Raw genomic sequence first — 17,534 nt, forward strand, 5'->3', positions numbered from 1 at the left:
ACAGACCGGGGAAGGGGGATCCGGGCTGTGCCGTTTGAATTTTGAGATGCCCTTGTCAGGGGGCTTTCCCTGTGCTACGATAGGGACGACGACCGTGAAAAGGAGAAGTTTCATGAGCGGATTAAATCAAACGTTATTGAATCAAGTGCGGCAGTTCCGGGAACGGCATGCCGTGCCGGAAACGGCGAAAAGCCGGGTGGCGCAGCCGCCGATCCCCTACTTTGGGGATGAAATTTTAGAGATGGCAGTGACTGCCTTGCTGAAAGGCGAAAACATTCTGCTGACCGGAGGCAAGGCGACCGGGAAAAATATCCTGGCGGAAAATCTGGCCTGGATGTTTGGACGGCCCGTTTACAATATTTCTTTCCATGTCAACACGGACAGCAGTTCGCTGATCGGTACGGATACCTTTGTGGACAATCAGGTGAAGCTGCGGCGCGGCCCGATCTATCAGTGCGCGATGTACGGTGGGTTCGGTATCCTGGATGAGATCAATATGGCAAAAAATGAGGCGGTTTCCGTGCTGCACGCCGTCCTGGATTACCGCAGAATGCTGGATATTCCAGGATATGAGAAGGTTCCCCTGGCGGAGGAGACCCGCTTTATCGGGACGATGAACTACGGCTATGCCGGAACCAGAGAGCTGAATGAAGCGCTGGTGTCCCGGTTTTTGGTGATCGACATGCCGGAGCCGGAGGAGGATACGCTGGCGCAGATCTTCCTGCACCTGTTCCCCAATATCCGGACCGGGGCGCTGAAGCAGTTTATCGGTCTGTTTTTAGATCTCCAGGCAAAGGCGGCTCACGGGGAGATTACGACAAGGACGTTAGACCTGCGCGGGATGGTCGGGGCTCTCCGCACCGTGGAGATGGGGCTTTCTCCGAAAAAAGCTGTGACCATGGGAGTGACCAACAAGACATTTGATCTGTTTGAAAAAGAGATTGTGGGAGATGTGGTGCGGACCCGGATCCCGGACGGGTGGGGCAGAGAGGACGTATTCGAATGAGTTTTCAGTGGGAAAACCGCTTGAAAAATATGATGTGGACCGTCAGCGGCGAGTATGAGCAGGGCGGGAGCGCGGCGGAGGAAGAGCAGGAGCCAGAAGCGGGGTCCGTGGACATTGCCCTGTACGATGCTGTCAAGCAGGGAGCGCTGACCCGGTATTTCAACCGGGACGAGCTGTCCTTTTACCTGATCAAGAAGATCTATCTGGGGGCGGAGGAAGGAAAGCTGCTCCGTTTGGCGCGTTTGGCCGCAGACAGCGCCACCGCCCGGCGGTTGATGGCGGAGCGGGCCGGAATCGCTTCGATCCGAAAGGCCGCCTTTGCCGAGACGCTGGAAGCACAGTTCGGCACGCTGGTGAAAGATGAGATCGGGCGCCTGACCATCCAGTGGATGAAGCAGGAGCTGAGCGGACCGTCCGCTGTGACTAAGCGGGAAGAACAGGCGTTGTCTTTGCTGGCGCGGCTGCAAGATTCGTCTGATACCCGAATGCTTCTTAAAACCATTGACCAGCTTTATAACTTGCTGGGGGATCCCCGGTTTGAACAAAAATATGGGGATCTGGATCAGGTCCTTGCCGTCACGCTGGACGACTTAAAGGAGATGGACTGGCGGGATTTCCTGAAAGAAGAGGCTCTGGAAGAGGCGTTGGAGGCCTACCGGAGACAGCTTTCTAACCAGGCCGGAGAAGTTCCCGGTACGGACCGGAAAGCGCCGCGGCAGGGGAGCTGCCCCACGGTGATTCAGGTGGACGAGGAAGCGCTCCAAAAACGGCAGACGTATGTGGAGCTGAACTTTGGCCCTTCCTGCCTTCCGGAGGCGGAGACCAACCGGCTGAACCGTCTGCTCTGCCGGGGAGCCCATGATCATTGCCGCCTGCATTTCACGGAAGGAATCTTAACGCATCCATTAAAGCGGAATTATCAATATCAGTATGCGAGAAAGCAAAAGGAACAAAATGAGATTTATTACCGCCGGCATGCCGCGCTGACAAGGAAAAGTGTGGTTATTTTGACCTCCCTGCTGAAAAAATCCCTGGTGCGCCGGAATGAATCGGAATTTGCCGCATCGGAGTCGGGACGGCTGATCCCAGCGAAGCTATGGATGGTAGGGCGCACAGAGCCGCGCCGTTTGTTTTTAAAAGAAGAAAAAAGAAATCAGGAAGACTTTGTGGTGGATATCCTGATCGATGCCAGCGGTTCCCAGCGAAAGCGTCAGAGCCAGGTGGCGGTTCAGGGGTATATCATCAGCGAGACCCTGAGCGCTCTTTCTATTCCGCACCGGATTTTGAGTTTTTGCAGCTTTTGGGATACCACGGTCTTGCACCGTTTCCGAAACTATGAGGACGGGCCGGAGGCGAATTCCCGGATTTTTGACTTGTTTACCTCCTCCAATAACCGGGACGGCCTGGCTATCCGGGCGGCTGCCGAAGGACTTTTGCGGCGGCCGGAGGACGGAAAGGTCCTGATCGTGCTTAGCGACGGGAGACCCAACGACCGGGTCGTAAGCCGGGGAGGAATCGAGAGCCCGCGGATGTATGCGGACGCCTACGCCGTAAGGGATACCGCCTATGAGGTGAGAAAGATCCGTTCCCGCGGCGTGTCGGTGCTGGGGGTTTTTGCCGGGGAAGAGGAGGATCTTCCGGCGGAACGGCGGATTTTTGGCAAGGACTTTGCCTACATTCGGGACATCTCCGGCTTCTCCCATACGGTCGGACGGTATTTCAAGCAATTAATCGAAGAAGCGGAATAGGGGCGAACTTCCGTCGCGTCTATTCCGCTTTCAACCAAAGGCCGCGAGGCCGCCGGATTTTATAATCCGAACCCTTCCCTGTAAATCTGGGCGATCTGTTCTTTGGCAGGGGGAAGCAGGGAATTGGGAATGTTTCTTCTGCCGCTTACCTCCTCGCTGTAAGTTTGGATTTCCTCTTCGGAAATAAGTTCTTTCTCTCCCAGAAGTTGATCCAGACAGGCCTGGAATTCCAGGGAGTCTTTCATTCCGAGAGCGTCCAGAATGCTTTTTACAGTTTCCGGGTAAACCGTTTCCGTCAGGCGGAGATAGCCGCCGAGACAGATCCCATTGGCCCGTCCGTGGGGAATTCCTTTATAATAGGTGAGGGAATAGCCCATGGCATGGACCGCGGTTGTGCTGGTGTGAGCCAGAACCAGCCCGCCGAGCAGAGAGCAGTACATCAAAGATTCCCGGTCTTCATAGGAAAAGGTTCCGAGGGCCAGGGCTTTCCGGCAGCGGCTGAACGCCTGGATCCCGGAGAGGGCGATGGCGGTGATCATCGGGTCGCCCTGCTTTGAGAGGATTCCTTCCACGGAGTGCGACAAGGCGTCAATGGCTGTCCAGCGGGTGGTGGCTGTGCCGACGCCGAGGGTAAAGGCAGGATCCAGGAAAGCGGCCTTCGGGTACAGGTACGGCGTCGAGATGCTGGATTTGGATTTTGCAGCATCGTTCATCAAAACGGCGTATTCCGTGACTTCGGACCCGGTACCGGAGGTGGTCGGAACCATCAGCAGCGGCAGGGTTTTATCCTGATAACAAGTCCCATCAAACAGTTTCTCGTCCGGAATATCCTGATTGGCCAGAAACGCGATGGCTTTGGCGGTGTCCATCGGGGAGCCTCCGCCGATGCCGATGACAAAGTCGGCTTTTTCTTCTTTTAAAAGGGCCAGGCCTTCCCGGACAGAGGGGATGGTGGGATTGGTTACGGTCCGGTCGAAGATGCACCAGGACTGATTCTGTTCTTTTAATACGGCGCAGACCGCGTCCAGAGAACCGTTTTTGCGGGCGGAATGGCGTCCGGTGACGATCAGCGCCTTTTTGCCGCATTCCCGGAAAACTTCCGGGTGGGCAAAAAGGCAGTCTCTCCCAAAGAAAATCTGCGTTGGGTTATAATAGCTGAAATTCATAAAATCCTCCTTCTATCCTAGGTTTTGCAGCGGTTAGATACCGAACAGCAAATTAGAACTCTAAATCGGTAAAATAGTGGAAAGGCCTGGAAATGTCTAGCGCCATTATAGCATGATTTCCAAAGGCCGGATTATTTGTTTTTTATAAATGCTTATATCTTTACAGACGGATCCGCTTGTCCGTATGAAAGTTGGAAAGGAATTGAGATGGAGATGACTGAGAAAAAATGGAACCTGGAATTGCTGCATCTGGGGAAGATGCGCTGTAAAAAATCCCGTATGATCCTCACCGAAAACCCGGAGGAGGAAATCGATATTCCCGTATCCGCCGTTTTGCTGCGCCATCCGGACTACGGCAATGTGCTGTATGATACCGGAAACGCTGAAGATTGGAGCGAATGCCTGCCAGAATCCATCCAGCAGGGATTTCCGGTGACGGAGTGGGTTTCCATCCGGACCGCTCTGAAAAAAAAGGGGCTGTCTCCGGAGGAGATCGATGTTTTAATTTTATCCCACCTCCATTTTGACCATGCCGGAGGCCTCCGGGAATTTGCAGGAACAAAAGCAGGAAACGCCGTCCGGATTTCCCGTTCAGAGCTTTCCCACGCGTTGGTCAAAGTGTTTACCGGAACCGTGGGAGGCTATGTGAAATCTTTGATCGATGTGCCGGGGATTACGTATCAGCCGGTGGATCAGGATACGGTTCTCTTTCCCGGCCTAACACTTTTTTTGCAGCAGAGTCACGCGCCGGGGCTGATCGGACTGGAGGTGGAGACGGAGAACCGGGGAACCGTGCTCTGCGTCAGCGACGCGGTTTATCTCCGGGAAAATGAGGAGAAAGAGCTGCCGCCGGACAGCCCGAACCGAGAAGTGGCCCAGGGATTTCTGGAGCATTTGAAACTGCTCCAAAAGCGCAGGGAACAGACCGGGGCGGTGATTCTTTACGGCCATGATTTAAAGCAGGAAGAGCAGTGGATAGAGGAAGAGGAAAGCGATCGGTGAAAGGAAAAAGGATGTTCAGGCGATGGAAGAGGAATGGACCTACGTCGGTTTTCATTGTGAAAAAGGATCGGAAGTCCGAGGAAAAGAAAAAACGCTTTCAGGAGTTATTGGAGCTGGTCCGGGAATATGCAGTCCCGCGCAAAGCCCCTCTGACGACAGAGGAAATGATGGAGCATTTAAAAACTTTTTATGAGGCGGTGGAGATTCCGGCCTCGCCGGGGCAGATCTGGGCCATGAAAAGAAATGTGATTTCCAATTTTTTCCCAGAGATTTTGCCCTTTCCTGTCCGGCCCCCCAAGGGAGCGGGAAAAAAAGAACTGCTGACATGGGCGGAGCAGGAAGAGAAAGAGAACGGGGCGTTCATCGACCGGCTCTCTCCGGATGAGCTGGGGCTGGTTCTGCATGTGTTTCGGATCCCGGAGCAAAAAAAGCAGGAGTATTGGGAAGAGGAGGATCAGACGGATCAGGATCTTTTGATCGAGTGGGAGGAGAGGACCGGACACATGACGGTCAGCGGGCCGGGCTGCCGGAAACTCGGCGACGAGCTGATTTTGTGGAAGGGAGTCACCAAAGAAGACTTGGAGAAGGAGACGCCGGTGTTTTATTCCTATGCGGCTGCTCTGCGGGATTCCGGCAGGCTGGACCGGGGAGAACTGCCATGGTGATCAGCGCCAGCCGCCGCACGGATCTTCCCTGTTTTTATTCGGATTGGTTTTTCCGCCGTCTGTCCGAAGGCTATGTATGCGTGAGAAATCCGTTCAACGCCCGCCAGGTCAGCCGGATTTCACTGGATCCGCAGGAGGTGGAGGGGATCGTGTTTTGGACGAAAAATCCTCTGCCTATGCTGAAACGCGTCTCCGAACTGCCGCCGGTCCCTTCGTATTTTCAGTTTACCCTGACCGGCTACGGCCGGGATGTGGAGCCGGGCCTTCCGGATAAGCGGGAGGTTTTGATTCCCGCCTTTCAAGAACTGTCGCGCCGTCTGGGGCCGGGGCGGGTGGTGTGGCGGTATGACCCGGTCTTTCTCAGCCCCGATTACCCTGCAGAATATCACAAAAAGGCCTTTGCAGAGATTGCCGGACGCCTTGCCGGCTATACGGATGAGGTGGTGATCAGCTTTTTGGATCTTTACGTCAAAATCAGAAAAAATGTCCGGGATCTGAACGCGGCCGTGGGGGAGGAAGAGACGCTCCGCGAATTGGTCCGGTATTTCGCAGGGATTGCAAAACAGTGCGGGATGACGATTGTTTCCTGCGCGGAGGAGATGGATCTTTCCGGCGAAGGGATTGCCCACGGCTCCTGCATCGACTCCGTCCGGCTGAAGCATCTGGGAGCCGCCCGGCTGAATGGAAAAAAGGATTCCGGACAGCGCGGCGCCTGCGGCTGCATCAAAAGCGTGGATATCGGGACCTACCACACCTGTGGAAACGGCTGCCTTTACTGTTACGCCAATTTCAGCCCGGAACGGGTGAATCGCCAGCGTGAGAAATACCGGGAGGGATCTCCTCTGCTGTGCGATGAGCTTTGGGATCAGGACACTATTAGGGAACGGAAATGACGAAATACATTTTTCGGATAAATATATCCAATATATGATTTCATAAGTATTTTCAATATGAAACCTACGTTTTTTATGCGTAAATCCGTTGCATTTTCAGACAAGCGTGTGTATAATGAAAGTGTTTAAAAATGATTTACCTCTGTGGGGGTAAACAAAACAATGAGGAGGATATCTCATGGAAGTGAAAGGCACGGCGATGGCTGGAACGCTGGAATCCAGTGATGCCCAGGTTACAGTAGAGCCTGGCACCAACGGAATCGAGCTGACCATCGAAAGCAGCGTAATCAATCAGTATGGAAGAAAGATTCGCGCGACGGTAATGGAGACCTTAGAGCGTCTGGATGTAAAGAATGCTAAGGTGACCGTAGTGGATAAGGGCGCACTGGACTGCACCCTGAAAGCGAGAGTGGAAGGCGCGGTATTCCGTTCGAACGGGATCACTGAAAACCTGCCGTGGGGAGGTGCTATTAGATAATGAATCCGAATTTAAACAGATTAAGAAGAAGTATGATGTTCCTGAACTGCCAGAAACCTGGCCTGATCAAGGATCCCTATATCTATAAACCCGACTCCATTATGCTGGACCTGGAAGACGCTGTTGCGGAAAACCAGAAAGACGCCGCCAGATATTCCCTGTACCATGCGCTGCAGGAGATCGACTACCGCGGAGTGGAGAGAGTCGTTCGTATCAATGGTCTGGATACCCCTCACTGGAAAGAAGATGTGCGTGTCTGCGTAGCAGGACGCTGCGATTCCATCCGTATCCCGAAGGTAGAGAGCGCTCAGGACGTCGTGACGATTGAGAAGGCGATGGAAGAGGCGGAAGAAGAGTTCGGCGTGGAGAAGGGAAGCATCCTTCTGATGGCTGCCCTGGAGTCCTGTAAGGGCGTAATCAACGCTTACGAGATCTGCCAATCCTCCCCGCTGCTGTTCGGCGTGGCTCTGTCCGGCGGTGACTACACTAAGGATCTGCAGACCACCATCTCCGGCACCGGCGTAGAGTTTACTTGGGCCAGAGGCATGATGATCAACGCGGCCCGCGCGGCTGGCGTACAGTGCTTCGATACGGTATTTACGAACCTGGATGACATGGACGGCTTTATTGCAGAGACCAAGATGATCAAAGCCATGGGCTTCGACGGAAAATCTATCGTGAACCCCAGACAGATCGAGCCGACCCACAAGATTTTCACCCCTACCGAGAAGGAAATCATCAAGGCGGAAAAGATTGTCAAGGAAGTCGACGAGAAGAAGGCCCTGGGCATCGGCGTATTTACGGTTGACGGCAAGATGATTGATATTGCGTTCTATCCTGGAGCGAAGAGAACGATTGAGCTGGCCAAGGCTGCCGGCGTATATGAGGGGGATTTGTAAGATGATTAATGCTGTAGGTAGAGATATTCCTGAAAAAGTATTGCAGGATACTGGTATGAAAGTATTCCAGGGCGCCTATGCTCGTCACAACCAGACTTATAAAAAGGCTGCCCCGACGGTCCGCGGAGTTGTGGATCCCAATGAGAGCAAGATGGTGGAATCCATCGCAGAAGTTCTGAAAAAGTGCGGAATCAAAGATGGTATGACCCTTTCCTTCCATCATCATTTCCGTGAAGGCGACTATGTGGTAAACATGGTCATGGAAGAAGTACATAAGATGGGCATCAAGGACATCACGATCTGCGCCAGCTCTCTGGGTAAGGCGCACAATCCGATCGTTCCGATGATCGAGGACGGTACGGTCACCGGCATCCAGTCCTCCGGCGTCCGCGGCAAGATCGGAGAAGCGATTTCCACCGGTAAGCTGCAGGGCTACGCGATCATGCGTTCTCACGGCGGCCGTGTCCGCGCCATCGAAGAGGGCGATGTGCATATCGATATCGCTTTCATCGGCGCTCCGACCTGCGACGAGTACGGCAACATGAGAGCTGTCGGCGGAAAGAGTGACTGCGGCGTTCTGTCCTACGCGGTGGTGGATGCAATGTATGCCGATAAGGTGGTTGCGATCACCGATACCCTGGTTCCTTATCCGAACCTTCCGGCCAGCATCTCCCAGATTTATGTGGACTACGTTGTGAAAGTGGATGAGATCGGAAACCCGGCCAAGATTGCGACCGGCGCTGCGAAACCCACTACGGACGTTCGTAAGATCATGATGGCGAACTACTGCACCCAGTTCGTAATCAACACCCCTTACTTCAAGAATGGTTTCACCTATCAGACCGGTGTCGGCGGAGCTTCCATCGCTTCCACGATTTCCCTGGGCGAGATCATGAGAGAAAGAGGAATCAAGATGGGCCTCGGCCTCGGCGGTATCGCGGGTCCGATGTGCAAACTGCTGGAGGAAGGCCTGATCGAGAAACTGGTAGATACCCAGGACTTCGACCTGACCGCCATCGAGTCCATCAAGAACAACCCGAATCATTATGAGATCACTGGTTCCGAGTATGCGAACCCGATGAACAAGGGCGCGTATGTCAACCAGCTGGATTTCGTGATTCTGGCATCTCTGGAAGTAGACGTAAACTTCAACTGTAACGTGGTAGTGGATTCCAACGGCATGGTTACCGGTGCTCAGGGCGGACATCCCGACACGGCTGCCGGCGCGAAGTGCACGATCGTTATCGCTCCGCTGTTGCAGGGCCGTACCCCGGCGATCTGCTCCAATGTAACGACAGTTACCACTCCTGGTGAGACGGTTGACGTTGTCATCACGGACTATGGTATTGCCATCAACCCTCGCCGCCAGGATCTGATCGAGGCGATGAAGGGTGTCAAGCTGCCGTTCAAGACCATCGAAGAGCTGCGTGACATTGCTTACTCCATCGTTGGAGAGCCTGAACCGGTTGAGTTCGGCGACAGAGTCGTTGGTATCATCGAGAGCCGCGACGGCACGATCATCGACGTAGTTCGTCAGATCAAGCCTTTTGAGTTCAACGACTAATCATACTTTCATAAGAGAATGATAAAAAGACCGGCGTCCGTAGAGGGCGCCGGTTTTGCTATTCAAGCAGTATTCATATTTTGTATCAAAGAGATGCGGAGTCCTTGTCCTGCCGGATTCTTGGCAGATTCCAGCGATAGTGGGCCGCCAGCAGCCGGATTAAGAAGATCACGAATCCGCCTGCGATCATGGAAGGGATATCTCCGATGGCCTGCCGCAGATAAATACAGGCCAAAGCGCCGACGAGCGAGGCCACGGCGTAGACATGCTTGGAAAAAATATAGGGAACCGAACCGGCCAGCACATCCCGGAGTACTCCGCCGCCGACACCGGTGATCATGCCGACGAAAAGCAGGAGGAAGGTACTTTCATAGGAAGCGGAGACGGCCGTGTGGATTCCGATTACCGTAAAAGCGGCGAGACCGATGGAATCACAGGTGGTCATCACCCGTTCATAGAGGCAAAAAAAACGCCTTTGCAGAATTGCCTGATTGTGATACACGATCACAAACAACAGCGTGGAGATGGCGGCGGCGCAAAGCGTGTAGACCGGAGCCTGGAACGTACTGGGCGGATTGATCCCCAAGGTCACGTCCCGGATGACCCCTCCGCCGACAGCCGTCACGATCCCAAGTACATTGACGCCGAACAGATCCATTCCCTTCCGGATTCCGGTTAAGGCCCCGGAAGAGGCGAAAGCAAGAGTTCCCATAATTTCCATCAAAAATACGGCAAGAGCAGAATAACTCATTTTCCATGATCTCCAGTCATTTTCTAGCAGTTCCATTATACATTGGTAAAATAGGAAAAGCAACGCATCGCACCTAGGAAATTTGGAGGGGATTGGAGATTGCATCCTGATCTTTTTTGTGTTAAACTAAATGCAGAAAATGTCGAATTTTAGGGAAAGAAAGAACAGGTGTGTAGGGGGACATCGTATGAAAAAAGGATTAGGATTATTCGTCTTGGCCGCGGTTGTTTTTACAGTCGCATGGGGGCAGCCCGTTTACGCCGAAACGGAAGAAAACCCGGTTATTGAAACCGGCGTCTGCGCAGGCGAGGTGGATTTGGGCGGCCTGACAAAAGAAGAAGCCAAGGAAAAATTGGATGCCTACTATCAGCAGTTGGCGGAGTCGGCCTTCACGGTCACCGCAGACGGCCGGCCGGTGGAGACCACTCTGGCTCAGCTGGGCTTTTCGTGGGACTCCGAATCCGTGGCGGAGGAAGCGGTCCGGCAGGGAAAGGGCGGTTCGATCTTAAGCCGCTATATCGAGCGCAAGGATCTGGAGAACGGGGAAGTTAATTTAACGGTTCCCTATACTCTGGATACCAAGGCGGTGGCCGCTTTTGTCGGAGTACAGGTGGCTGCTCTCGACACGCCGCCTCAGGATGCCACGATCACACGGGAGGACGGCGCTTTTGTCGTCACCAGTGAGATCAATGGATTGCAGACCAACAAAGTGGAGACCGTCAAGGCGGTGGAAGACGCCGTTGCCCAGCAGTTGGGAGAGAACATGACGGTGGAAGCCATCGCAGAGGTTACAAAGCCGGCATGCACCAGCGAGGTTCTGAATCAGATTCAGGATCTGCTGGGAGATTGCACCACGGATGTTTCCGGAACGGACGCCCGTTATACCAATGTGAAGGTGGCGTCGGGAAATATCAATGGCAAGGTTTTGATGCCGGGCGAGTCTGCGTCGGCCAGTACCATGATGAAAAAGAGAACAGCGGCCAACGGATACAAAAAGGCGCCGCAGTATGTGGATGGAAGATCCGAGGATGCTTACGGCGGAGGCGTCTGCCAGGTGTCGTCGACGCTCTATAACGCTTTGCTGGATGCGGAGCTCCAGATCGACGAGAGGCATCCCCACTCGATGCTGATTTCTTACCTGAAGCCTTCCAAGGATGCCGCGATTGCGGACGGCGCCAAGGACCTGCGTTTTACAAACAACACGGAAAATCCGATTTATATTGAAGCATATTGTTCCGACCGGAAACTGACCTTCAATATCTATGGTGTAGAAACCAGACCGTCCAACCGCGAAGTGGTCTATGAATCCCATACGGTTTACCGCAGCCAGCCTGCGGACATCATTAAATATGATCCCAGCCAGCCGGTGGGGTATACTTCCTCCACAGGGCAGCGCCATCCGAACGCCAAGTCGTATCTGGAAAAGGTGGTCTATGTGGATGGACAGGAAGTCAGCCGGGAGCGGCTGCACACCGACAGCTACAGCAGCTCGGTGAAGACGATTATCCAGGGGACCGGCGGGGTGGATCCCAATGCGCCGGTGGATCCGGTGACGCCGGATCCTCAGCCGAACCCGAATCCTTCGCCGAGTCCGGATCCTTCGCCGAGTCCGGATCCCGCGCCTGACCCGCAGCCAGATCCAGAACCTGCTCCGGAACCGGAACCTGACCCGGAGCCTGCGCCAGATCCAGAACCTGCCCCAGCGCCTGAGGAAGGTGGAGCGGAAGCCTGACGGTTGACAGACAGGCGGAGATCCCCTTTTCGTGGGGGAAGGAGAGCCTGACTGAGAGCGGCAAGAAAAAGAGAATATGGATCAAAACAGCCTCCGTGAAATTTAAGGAGGCTGTTTTTTGTTCGATAGGAAATTCCTTCTTCTCCTTCGTTCACTGGGAAGGGAGGCTGCATTCCCGGTATTCTTGTCAATGCGAGGAAGTTTCTTTGAAATCGAAAGTTTTGGGCGGGTTTCTTCCCAAATAAAGTAAGATATGTTATACTAATAACAAACTTAGTCCGCTGCGGGGAGAGGGGAAGAGCCTTCCGCCGGCAGCAAAGAATTTCGCCTGCGGAATTCTTTCAAAGAAATCATTTGGAGAAAGGGGTGACCAATATGTTAAAAAATTTGGTCATGCGTGACGCGGAGGAGAAAGACGTTCCGGTCATGTATCAGTTTGCCAGGGAATTGGCAGAGTATGAAGGCATGGGGGAGGAAATGGTGGCAACCGAGGAATCCTACCGGGAGTGGATTTTCCAGAAAAAATTTGCCCGCGCCAAGATTGCGGAGCTGGACGGAGAACCAGTTGGATGGATGGTGTATTGGTGCACGTTTTCCACTTTCCTTGGGAAGAGCGGTATTTTCCTGGAGGATTTGTACGTCAGCCCCAAACATCGGAGAAAAGGAATCGGGACCGCGATGCTGCAATACCTGGCGAAACGGGTGGTGGAGACGGGATGCGGGCGTCTGGAATGGGCCTGTCAGGACTGGAACGCGCCGACGATCCGTTTCTATAAATCTTTTGGGGCAAAAGCCATGCGCCAGTGGAGCAGTTACCGCCTGGACGGAGTGGAGCTGACGCAGCTGGCCGGGATACAGACGGAGGGAAGCGGCGAGTGAATCGGGAATTGACGAAAGCACTGTGGAGCGATGCGCTGGAGTTTTTCCGACAGGCCGGGGAGAACCGGGTAGAGCCTTCCTATGCTCTGCGCGAAGACCTGGCCGGTCTTCGGATCTATGAGGAACCGATTTTTGCAGTGGCCGGCGCCGGAGATGTGATGTTTGAGGGTTTGAAACAGGAACATGCCATTGGACCTCACTATTTGACGCCGAAAGAATGGCTGCCCTCTGCGCTTACCGTAGTGGCCTATTTCCTGCCGTTTTCTGAGACGGTCCGCCGCAGCAACCGGATCCATCCTTCCCACCCATCCACCGAATGGCAGCACGGGCGGATTGAAGGCGAGCTGATGAATACGGTGTTTCGCCGTTACATCGCAGCCTGGCTGAGGGAGCAGGGATTTGAAAGCCTGATTCCCGGAGAGGATCCCCGCTATCAGGTGCGCGAGCCGGTCAGCAGTAATTGGTCGGAGCGGCATGCGGCTTATATCGCGGGGCTGGGAACCTTCGGGATGTCTAAGGGCTTGATTACAGAGAAGGGAATTGCCGGGAGAGTGGGGACTGTGATCACCTCGGCTCCTCTCGCGGTGACAGAGCGGCCCTACCATGATCTCTATGAGTACTGCAATCGCTGCGGCGCTTGTGCGAGGCGCTGTCCGGCGGGCGCTATCACTCCGGGACCCAACCTGCATAGCTGTAAGAGCAATCCAGCCTGCGGAGATTTTTTACAGCCGCTGAAAGATTGGTCAGCCGCAGGAGGCGACACGAGACCGCCGGAGGAGCAGGACGAATATCGCCCGGAAAAAATGAGAATTCGTTTTGGATGCGGGAAATGCCAGGCGGGCGTGCCCTGCGAAAGCCGGATTCCAAGACAAAGAAGCGAATAGATTTTCCGGGATGAAAAGAAAGGGCATTGTAAAACCGTAGGTCAGAAGCAGCCGGAGCGGCGGTTCCTGAGAGGTGGTCTGCAATGCCCTTTTGAGGTTTTGACGTGAAAACGGGTTCTAATCAAAATTTATCAGAGGCAGGAGATCTTTGGAATGAGGTTTTCACTGTCTCGCTGAACGTTCCCATGTAGGTCAGGCGCGCTCGGCAATTTTGCTGACGCCGACAAAAATTTCCGATATTTTAAACCAGGTTGCGTAATCGGTGATGCCTGTGGCAGGCAGGCCGAACACCGACTGAAATTCCCGCACGGCGTTTTTGGTCGCTTCCCCGTACATCCCGTCTACGGTAATGCTGGGGATTGCGGGATAAGCGGTGCCGATCGTGTTCAGCTGTTCCTGGAGCTGATAGACTTTCTGGCCGGATGAACCAATGTCCAGGTTGGTGCCGGGCCAAGAGTACGGAATACCGGCGATTTCCTCCGCTGTGTTGATATAAATGGAGCTTCCATAATAATTTCTCAGGATATCGATCGCCGAATAACCTTGGTCTCCCAGGGCCTTGGATCCCCACTGGCTCAGCCAGTTGGGACAGGTTACGTTTTTTCCGTCGCAGTATTGGGTGAAGATCGGCTGTTTCACATTAGGCCGGGAGAGATAGGCGGTGAAAATCTCATCAACCACTTCCGAGATACTGTCAAAAACCGGCCGGCCAAATACGTATTTTTGATCGTAGGCCGTGGATGTGGTGATGGTGAAGTCAAATCCTTTATTTCGATACCATTCTGTGTAGACCCGGTTCAATGTGAACGACATGATGGCCAGCACATTGGCGGTGATGGTGGACCGGGGCCAGGTGGAGTAGATTTCACTGCTGGCTACATTTTTAATGTAGTCCTTATAGGGGACGAAGTAGTCGGGCGCGGAGCTGTTGGTAGGGACGCCGTCATGAACGACAACGGTTTCCGGCACAACGACCCGGCTGAGGACGATCTCTCCGGTTTCGTTCACTGGTTTGATTTCTTCTTCCGCAATTTTAGGAGGAAAATCGCCGAACAATGTATTGGGCGGAATCACAATCGAAGAGGGCGCTTCCACCGAGCCCAGAGGCCGGAGAATCGCCGTCTGGATGGATTTTTGTCCGGAGAATACCTCGGAACCCTGAATCGTCAGAGTCTGATAGCCCTCCGCCCGGACAAACAGGCTGTACTCGGAATAGGGCTGAATGTCTCCCGGTTCCATACTGAGCTCCACCGGAGGCGCCGGCAGGGAAATGATCTCGGTCTGGCCGGAGGTGTCGGTGGACAGTGATTCGGTCACGGGAGCCGCCTCTATTTCCTGAGTCGGCTGGATTTCCACCTGGGCCCCGGATATGGGAAGTCCGGTGAAATCGGATAGGACGGTTACCTGAAAAGTGCCGGAATCCAGCAGCTCCTGACTGGTTAGGATAGGATAAGCCATGAGAACTTCCTTATGAATATCATTATTATCTAGTCTATGATGGGGAAAGCCAGATATGATTCCGCGTGAGCAGAAAAACGGAACGGCTCTTGCAATCTCAGCGGGATCGGGTTATAATCAGGAAAAATGTTGGAAAGTGAGAGACAAATGAAAAGAATTCAGTTTGGGCAGATGTCCGAGTCCCGCCAGATGGGGATTGTTTTGGCTTTGGCGGGTGGATTCATGGATGCCTATACCTATACGATCCGCGGACATGTATTTGCCAATGCACAGACTGGAAATATTGTACTGCTGGGACTCAATCTGGCGGAAAAAAACTGGGCGGGAATGTTTTCTTATCTGATTCCGATTCTGGCGTTCTTGGCCGGGATTTTTATCGCGGAGTTTGTCAGGGGAAAGTTTCGGAACAATGCGTTTCTCCATTGGCGTCAGATCTGCGTGGCCATTGAGATCCTGCTTTTGATTGCGGTGGCGTTTCTTCCGCAGTCGATGAATATGGCGGCCAACATCACCGTATCTTTTGTCTGCGCCCTACAAGTGCAGAGTTTTCGGAAACTCAATGGAATTGTCTGTGCGACCACCATGTGCACCGGAAATCTGCGGAGCGGGGCGGACCTCCTCTGTCAGTATTTCCGCACAAAAGACGTTTCCTTGCGCAGAAAAGGAATGCAGTATTTTCTCGTGGACGCCATTTTTTTGCTGGGAGCCGTGACAGGCGTCCTCTGTACGAACGGAATGCGGGAGAGATCTATGCTGATTTGCTGCGGGATTTTGCTGGTTGGCTTTCTGATTATGTTTATCCGGGAGGATTTGCCTCTGGCGGAGGAGAGGGCCAGGGACTAGGCCTGGTTCATCTCTGACGGGATCTAGGGCGGAGTCTTTTTATGCCATAGGAATTTCCTATCAAATGAAAAAAGGAGAATGCCGCCCTCTGGCAGCATTCTCCGAAATGTAAGGAATGGATGATCGAGAAAAGGTCTTAGCCCTCGATGGAAATATATTTGCTCTGTTCCGGCTGGGGAGCGGGCTGTTTCGGGAAGACGAGGGTCAGGATGCCGTTTTCAAAACGGGCCTGAATATCCTCCTGGCGCAGAGCCTCTCCAATATAGAAACTTCTGGCGCAGCTGCCGGCATAGCGTTCCTGCCGCAGGAAGCCGTTTTCCTCTTCTCTGCTTTCTTCGCTGCCGATGGCCTGGACGGTCAGCGTGCCGTTTTCCAGCTTCACGGAAATATTTTCTTTTTTATAGCCGGGAAGCTCCATATCTAATACATAATTGTCGCCTTTTTCACGGATATCGGTGCGCATCACGCTGACCTTCCGGGCATTTGCCTTTTCCGGAGCCGTGCGGGTGCTGTTCCACGGATCTTTCATCCAATCGTCCAATAAACTTTCGCCAAAGAATCTAGGGATTAACATGATTTATCCTCCTTATTATCGTCAGGCAACCTCAATTGACCGCCCTGTAATTGTTTGTTTTTCTCTTACGGCATCAGTATAGTACGGATTGTTAGCACTGTCAAGAGGTGAGTGCTAATTTTAGAAAATGTTTAGAAAGAAAAAGAAAACCGGAAGAAACCATAAGAAATCGGGGAAACAGTTGCTTTCAAAAGAGAGGACATGCTATAATAGGAATACTTGACGGACGGTTTTTGACCGGATGAGAACGTATGCCGTGTGATCTTGGAATCTTTTACAGGGCAGAAGGAGGAAGGAAGATGAAAGTATTATTGATCAACGGGAGCCCTCATGCCGGCGGCTGTATCTATACGGCTTTGTCGGAATTTGCCGGGCAACTGCAAAAATATGGGGTGGAGACCGAGATTTTTCAGATTGGAAAGGAACCGGTCCGAGGCTGCATCGACTGTAAAGGCTGCTGGGGAAAAGGGCGCTGCGTGTTTGACGACAAGGTGAATGTGTGCATTGACAAGATCATCGAGGCGGACGGCCTGGTGGTTGGATCTCCGGTTTACTTTTCCGGGATTACCGGGAGTCTGAAATGTCTGCTGGACCGTGTCTTCTACGATGCCAAACGGCTGTTTTCCTATAAGCCCGCCGCCGCTGTGGTGAGCTGCCGTAGGGGAGGCGCCGGGGCGGCTTTTGAACAGATCAATAAGTACTTTACGATTTCCTCCATGCCGGTGGTGTCGTCTCAGTATTGGAACAGTGTCCATGGGGATACCCCGGAAGAGGTGAAGGCAGACCTGGAAGGCATGCAGACGCTGCGGATGGCCGCCGACAATATGGCCTGGCTGTTACAGTCCATCGCAGCGGCGAAGGAGGCCGGGGTGAAGCTGCCGGAAAAAGAAAAACGGGTGAAGACCAATTTTTACAAACCGGAATTGCCCCAGGTTACGGAGTAGTCGCGCGGTAGCCCGGCGGTGGGAGAATGTGTGCGCTTTGCCGGAGGC

Annotated in this window: 17 protein-coding genes; 13 read left to right on the forward strand and 4 right to left on the reverse strand. The window is 53.5% G+C overall.

Features of this window, described 5'->3' with window-relative positions; translation table 11 throughout:
* Positions 1 to 112 precede the first annotated feature (112 nt).
* Both MUB23_RS10510 and MUB23_RS10515 read left to right on the forward strand, forming a co-directional pair.
* Positions 113 to 1,006, forward strand: a complete 894-nt coding sequence (locus MUB23_RS10510) for an AAA family ATPase (RefSeq protein ID WP_244800438.1) — start codon at positions 113 to 115, stop codon at positions 1,004 to 1,006.
* Positions 1,003 to 2,754, forward strand: a complete 1,752-nt coding sequence (locus tag MUB23_RS10515) for a cobaltochelatase CobT-related protein (protein WP_244800439.1) — start codon at positions 1,003 to 1,005, stop codon at positions 2,752 to 2,754. The genes MUB23_RS10510 and MUB23_RS10515 overlap by 4 nt, the downstream gene beginning before the upstream one ends.
* Positions 2,755 to 2,813: 59 nt before the next feature.
* Here MUB23_RS10515 and MUB23_RS10520 read toward each other — a convergent pair whose 3' ends face one another.
* A complete protein-coding gene (locus tag MUB23_RS10520; protein ID WP_244800440.1) occupies positions 2,814 to 3,920 on the reverse strand; it encodes an iron-containing alcohol dehydrogenase family protein in 1,107 nt (368 codons plus the stop codon).
* A 213-nt stretch (positions 3,921 to 4,133) separates the two neighbouring features.
* Between MUB23_RS10520 and MUB23_RS10525 the strand changes: the two genes are divergently transcribed.
* From MUB23_RS10525 to citF, 6 genes are all read left to right on the forward strand, one after another.
* The gene (locus MUB23_RS10525; protein WP_244800441.1) at positions 4,134 to 4,922 is read left to right on the forward strand and encodes an N-acyl homoserine lactonase family protein; all 789 of its coding nucleotides are present in this window, start codon (positions 4,134 to 4,136) and stop codon (positions 4,920 to 4,922) included.
* Positions 4,923 to 4,933: 11 nt separating this feature from the next.
* Positions 4,934 to 5,587 (forward strand): hypothetical protein, encoded by a 654-nt coding sequence (locus MUB23_RS10530; protein ID WP_244800442.1) that lies wholly within the window; start codon positions 4,934 to 4,936, stop codon positions 5,585 to 5,587.
* Positions 5,581 to 6,480: a DUF1848 domain-containing protein gene (locus tag MUB23_RS10535; protein ID WP_244800443.1), complete on the forward strand. Its 900-nt coding sequence runs from the start codon at positions 5,581 to 5,583 to the stop codon at positions 6,478 to 6,480. Before MUB23_RS10530 ends, MUB23_RS10535 begins: the two co-directional genes overlap by 7 nt.
* 178 nt (positions 6,481 to 6,658) lie before the next feature.
* Complete coding sequence (citD, locus tag MUB23_RS10540) at positions 6,659 to 6,958, forward strand: citrate lyase acyl carrier protein (RefSeq protein ID WP_244800444.1); 300 nt, start codon at positions 6,659 to 6,661, stop codon at positions 6,956 to 6,958.
* Complete coding sequence (locus tag MUB23_RS10545) at positions 6,958 to 7,857, forward strand: aldolase/citrate lyase family protein (protein ID WP_244800445.1); 900 nt, start codon at positions 6,958 to 6,960, stop codon at positions 7,855 to 7,857. The genes citD and MUB23_RS10545 overlap by 1 nt, the downstream gene beginning before the upstream one ends.
* 1 nt (position 7,858) lies before the next feature.
* Complete coding sequence (citF, locus tag MUB23_RS10550; RefSeq protein ID WP_244800446.1) at positions 7,859 to 9,421, forward strand: citrate lyase subunit alpha; 1,563 nt, start codon at positions 7,859 to 7,861, stop codon at positions 9,419 to 9,421.
* A gap of 85 nt (positions 9,422 to 9,506) precedes the next feature.
* Here the strand turns inward: citF and MUB23_RS10555 are convergent, their stop codons facing one another.
* Positions 9,507 to 10,172, reverse strand: a complete 666-nt coding sequence (locus MUB23_RS10555; protein ID WP_244800447.1) for a trimeric intracellular cation channel family protein — start codon at positions 10,170 to 10,172, stop codon at positions 9,507 to 9,509.
* A gap of 187 nt (positions 10,173 to 10,359) precedes the next feature.
* Between MUB23_RS10555 and MUB23_RS10560 the strand changes: the two genes are divergently transcribed.
* The 3 genes from MUB23_RS10560 to MUB23_RS19840 all read left to right on the forward strand — a co-directional run bounded on the left by MUB23_RS10560 (position 10,360) and on the right by MUB23_RS19840 (position 13,667).
* Entirely contained in the window at positions 10,360 to 11,904 is a 1,545-nt protein-coding gene (locus MUB23_RS10560) for a VanW family protein (protein WP_244800448.1), read from the forward strand.
* Between the two features lie 375 nt (positions 11,905 to 12,279).
* Positions 12,280 to 12,783 carry a GNAT family N-acetyltransferase gene (locus tag MUB23_RS10565; protein WP_244800449.1) on the forward strand — a complete coding sequence of 168 codons (504 nt, stop codon included), beginning with the start codon at positions 12,280 to 12,282 and terminating at the stop codon, positions 12,781 to 12,783.
* The gene (locus MUB23_RS19840) at positions 12,780 to 13,667 is read left to right on the forward strand and encodes a 4Fe-4S binding protein (RefSeq protein WP_244800450.1); all 888 of its coding nucleotides are present in this window, start codon (positions 12,780 to 12,782) and stop codon (positions 13,665 to 13,667) included. The genes MUB23_RS10565 and MUB23_RS19840 overlap by 4 nt, the downstream gene beginning before the upstream one ends.
* 192 nt (positions 13,668 to 13,859) lie before the next feature.
* On the opposite strand, the gene MUB23_RS10575 is transcribed toward MUB23_RS19840, so the two are convergent.
* On the reverse strand, positions 13,860 to 15,125 hold the full coding sequence (locus MUB23_RS10575) for a peptidoglycan-binding protein (RefSeq protein WP_244800451.1): 1,266 nt from the start codon (positions 15,123 to 15,125) through the stop codon (positions 13,860 to 13,862).
* A 147-nt stretch (positions 15,126 to 15,272) separates the two neighbouring features.
* Here MUB23_RS10575 and MUB23_RS10580 point away from each other — a divergent pair, with 147 nt between their 5' ends.
* A complete protein-coding gene (locus tag MUB23_RS10580; protein ID WP_244800452.1) occupies positions 15,273 to 15,968 on the forward strand; it encodes a YoaK family protein in 696 nt (231 codons plus the stop codon).
* A 136-nt stretch (positions 15,969 to 16,104) separates the two neighbouring features.
* Here the strand turns inward: MUB23_RS10580 and MUB23_RS10585 are convergent, their stop codons facing one another.
* Positions 16,105 to 16,542, reverse strand: a complete 438-nt coding sequence (locus MUB23_RS10585) for an Hsp20/alpha crystallin family protein (RefSeq protein ID WP_244800453.1) — start codon at positions 16,540 to 16,542, stop codon at positions 16,105 to 16,107.
* Positions 16,543 to 16,841: 299 nt separating this feature from the next.
* Between MUB23_RS10585 and MUB23_RS10590 the strand changes: the two genes are divergently transcribed.
* Complete coding sequence (locus MUB23_RS10590) at positions 16,842 to 17,486, forward strand: flavodoxin family protein (protein ID WP_244800454.1); 645 nt, start codon at positions 16,842 to 16,844, stop codon at positions 17,484 to 17,486.
* The last annotated feature ends 48 nt before the right edge of the window (positions 17,487 to 17,534 follow it).

Source organism: Cuneatibacter sp. NSJ-177 (assembly GCF_022867805.1).
Classification (GTDB): domain Bacteria; phylum Bacillota; class Clostridia; order Lachnospirales; family Lachnospiraceae; genus Pseudolachnospira.

Excerpts from the sequence above, each read along its gene's own strand:
- MUB23_RS10580 (WP_244800452.1), top strand. The coding sequence starts at position 15,273 with ATGAAAAGAATTCAGTTTGGGCAGATGTCCGAGTCCCGCCAGATGGGG.
- MUB23_RS10575 (WP_244800451.1), bottom strand. The coding sequence starts at position 15,125 with ATGGCTTATCCTATCCTAACCAGTCAGGAGCTGCTGGATTCCGGCACT.
- MUB23_RS10520 (WP_244800440.1), bottom strand. The coding sequence starts at position 3,920 with ATGAATTTCAGCTATTATAACCCAACGCAGATTTTCTTTGGGAGAGAC.
- MUB23_RS10530 (WP_244800442.1), top strand. The coding sequence starts at position 4,934 with ATGTTCAGGCGATGGAAGAGGAATGGACCTACGTCGGTTTTCATTGTG.
- MUB23_RS10560 (WP_244800448.1), top strand. The coding sequence starts at position 10,360 with ATGAAAAAAGGATTAGGATTATTCGTCTTGGCCGCGGTTGTTTTTACA.
- MUB23_RS10535 (WP_244800443.1), top strand. The coding sequence starts at position 5,581 with ATGGTGATCAGCGCCAGCCGCCGCACGGATCTTCCCTGTTTTTATTCG.
- citF (WP_244800446.1), top strand. The coding sequence starts at position 7,859 with ATGATTAATGCTGTAGGTAGAGATATTCCTGAAAAAGTATTGCAGGAT.
- MUB23_RS10590 (WP_244800454.1), top strand. The coding sequence starts at position 16,842 with ATGAAAGTATTATTGATCAACGGGAGCCCTCATGCCGGCGGCTGTATC.
- MUB23_RS10585 (WP_244800453.1), bottom strand. The coding sequence starts at position 16,542 with ATGTTAATCCCTAGATTCTTTGGCGAAAGTTTATTGGACGATTGGATG.
- citD (WP_244800444.1), top strand. The coding sequence starts at position 6,659 with ATGGAAGTGAAAGGCACGGCGATGGCTGGAACGCTGGAATCCAGTGAT.
- MUB23_RS10525 (WP_244800441.1), top strand. The coding sequence starts at position 4,134 with ATGACTGAGAAAAAATGGAACCTGGAATTGCTGCATCTGGGGAAGATG.
- MUB23_RS10515 (WP_244800439.1), top strand. The coding sequence starts at position 1,003 with ATGAGTTTTCAGTGGGAAAACCGCTTGAAAAATATGATGTGGACCGTC.
- MUB23_RS10565 (WP_244800449.1), top strand. The coding sequence starts at position 12,280 with ATGTTAAAAAATTTGGTCATGCGTGACGCGGAGGAGAAAGACGTTCCG.
- MUB23_RS10510 (WP_244800438.1), top strand. The coding sequence starts at position 113 with ATGAGCGGATTAAATCAAACGTTATTGAATCAAGTGCGGCAGTTCCGG.
- MUB23_RS10545 (WP_244800445.1), top strand. The coding sequence starts at position 6,958 with ATGAATCCGAATTTAAACAGATTAAGAAGAAGTATGATGTTCCTGAAC.
- MUB23_RS10555 (WP_244800447.1), bottom strand. The coding sequence starts at position 10,172 with ATGAGTTATTCTGCTCTTGCCGTATTTTTGATGGAAATTATGGGAACT.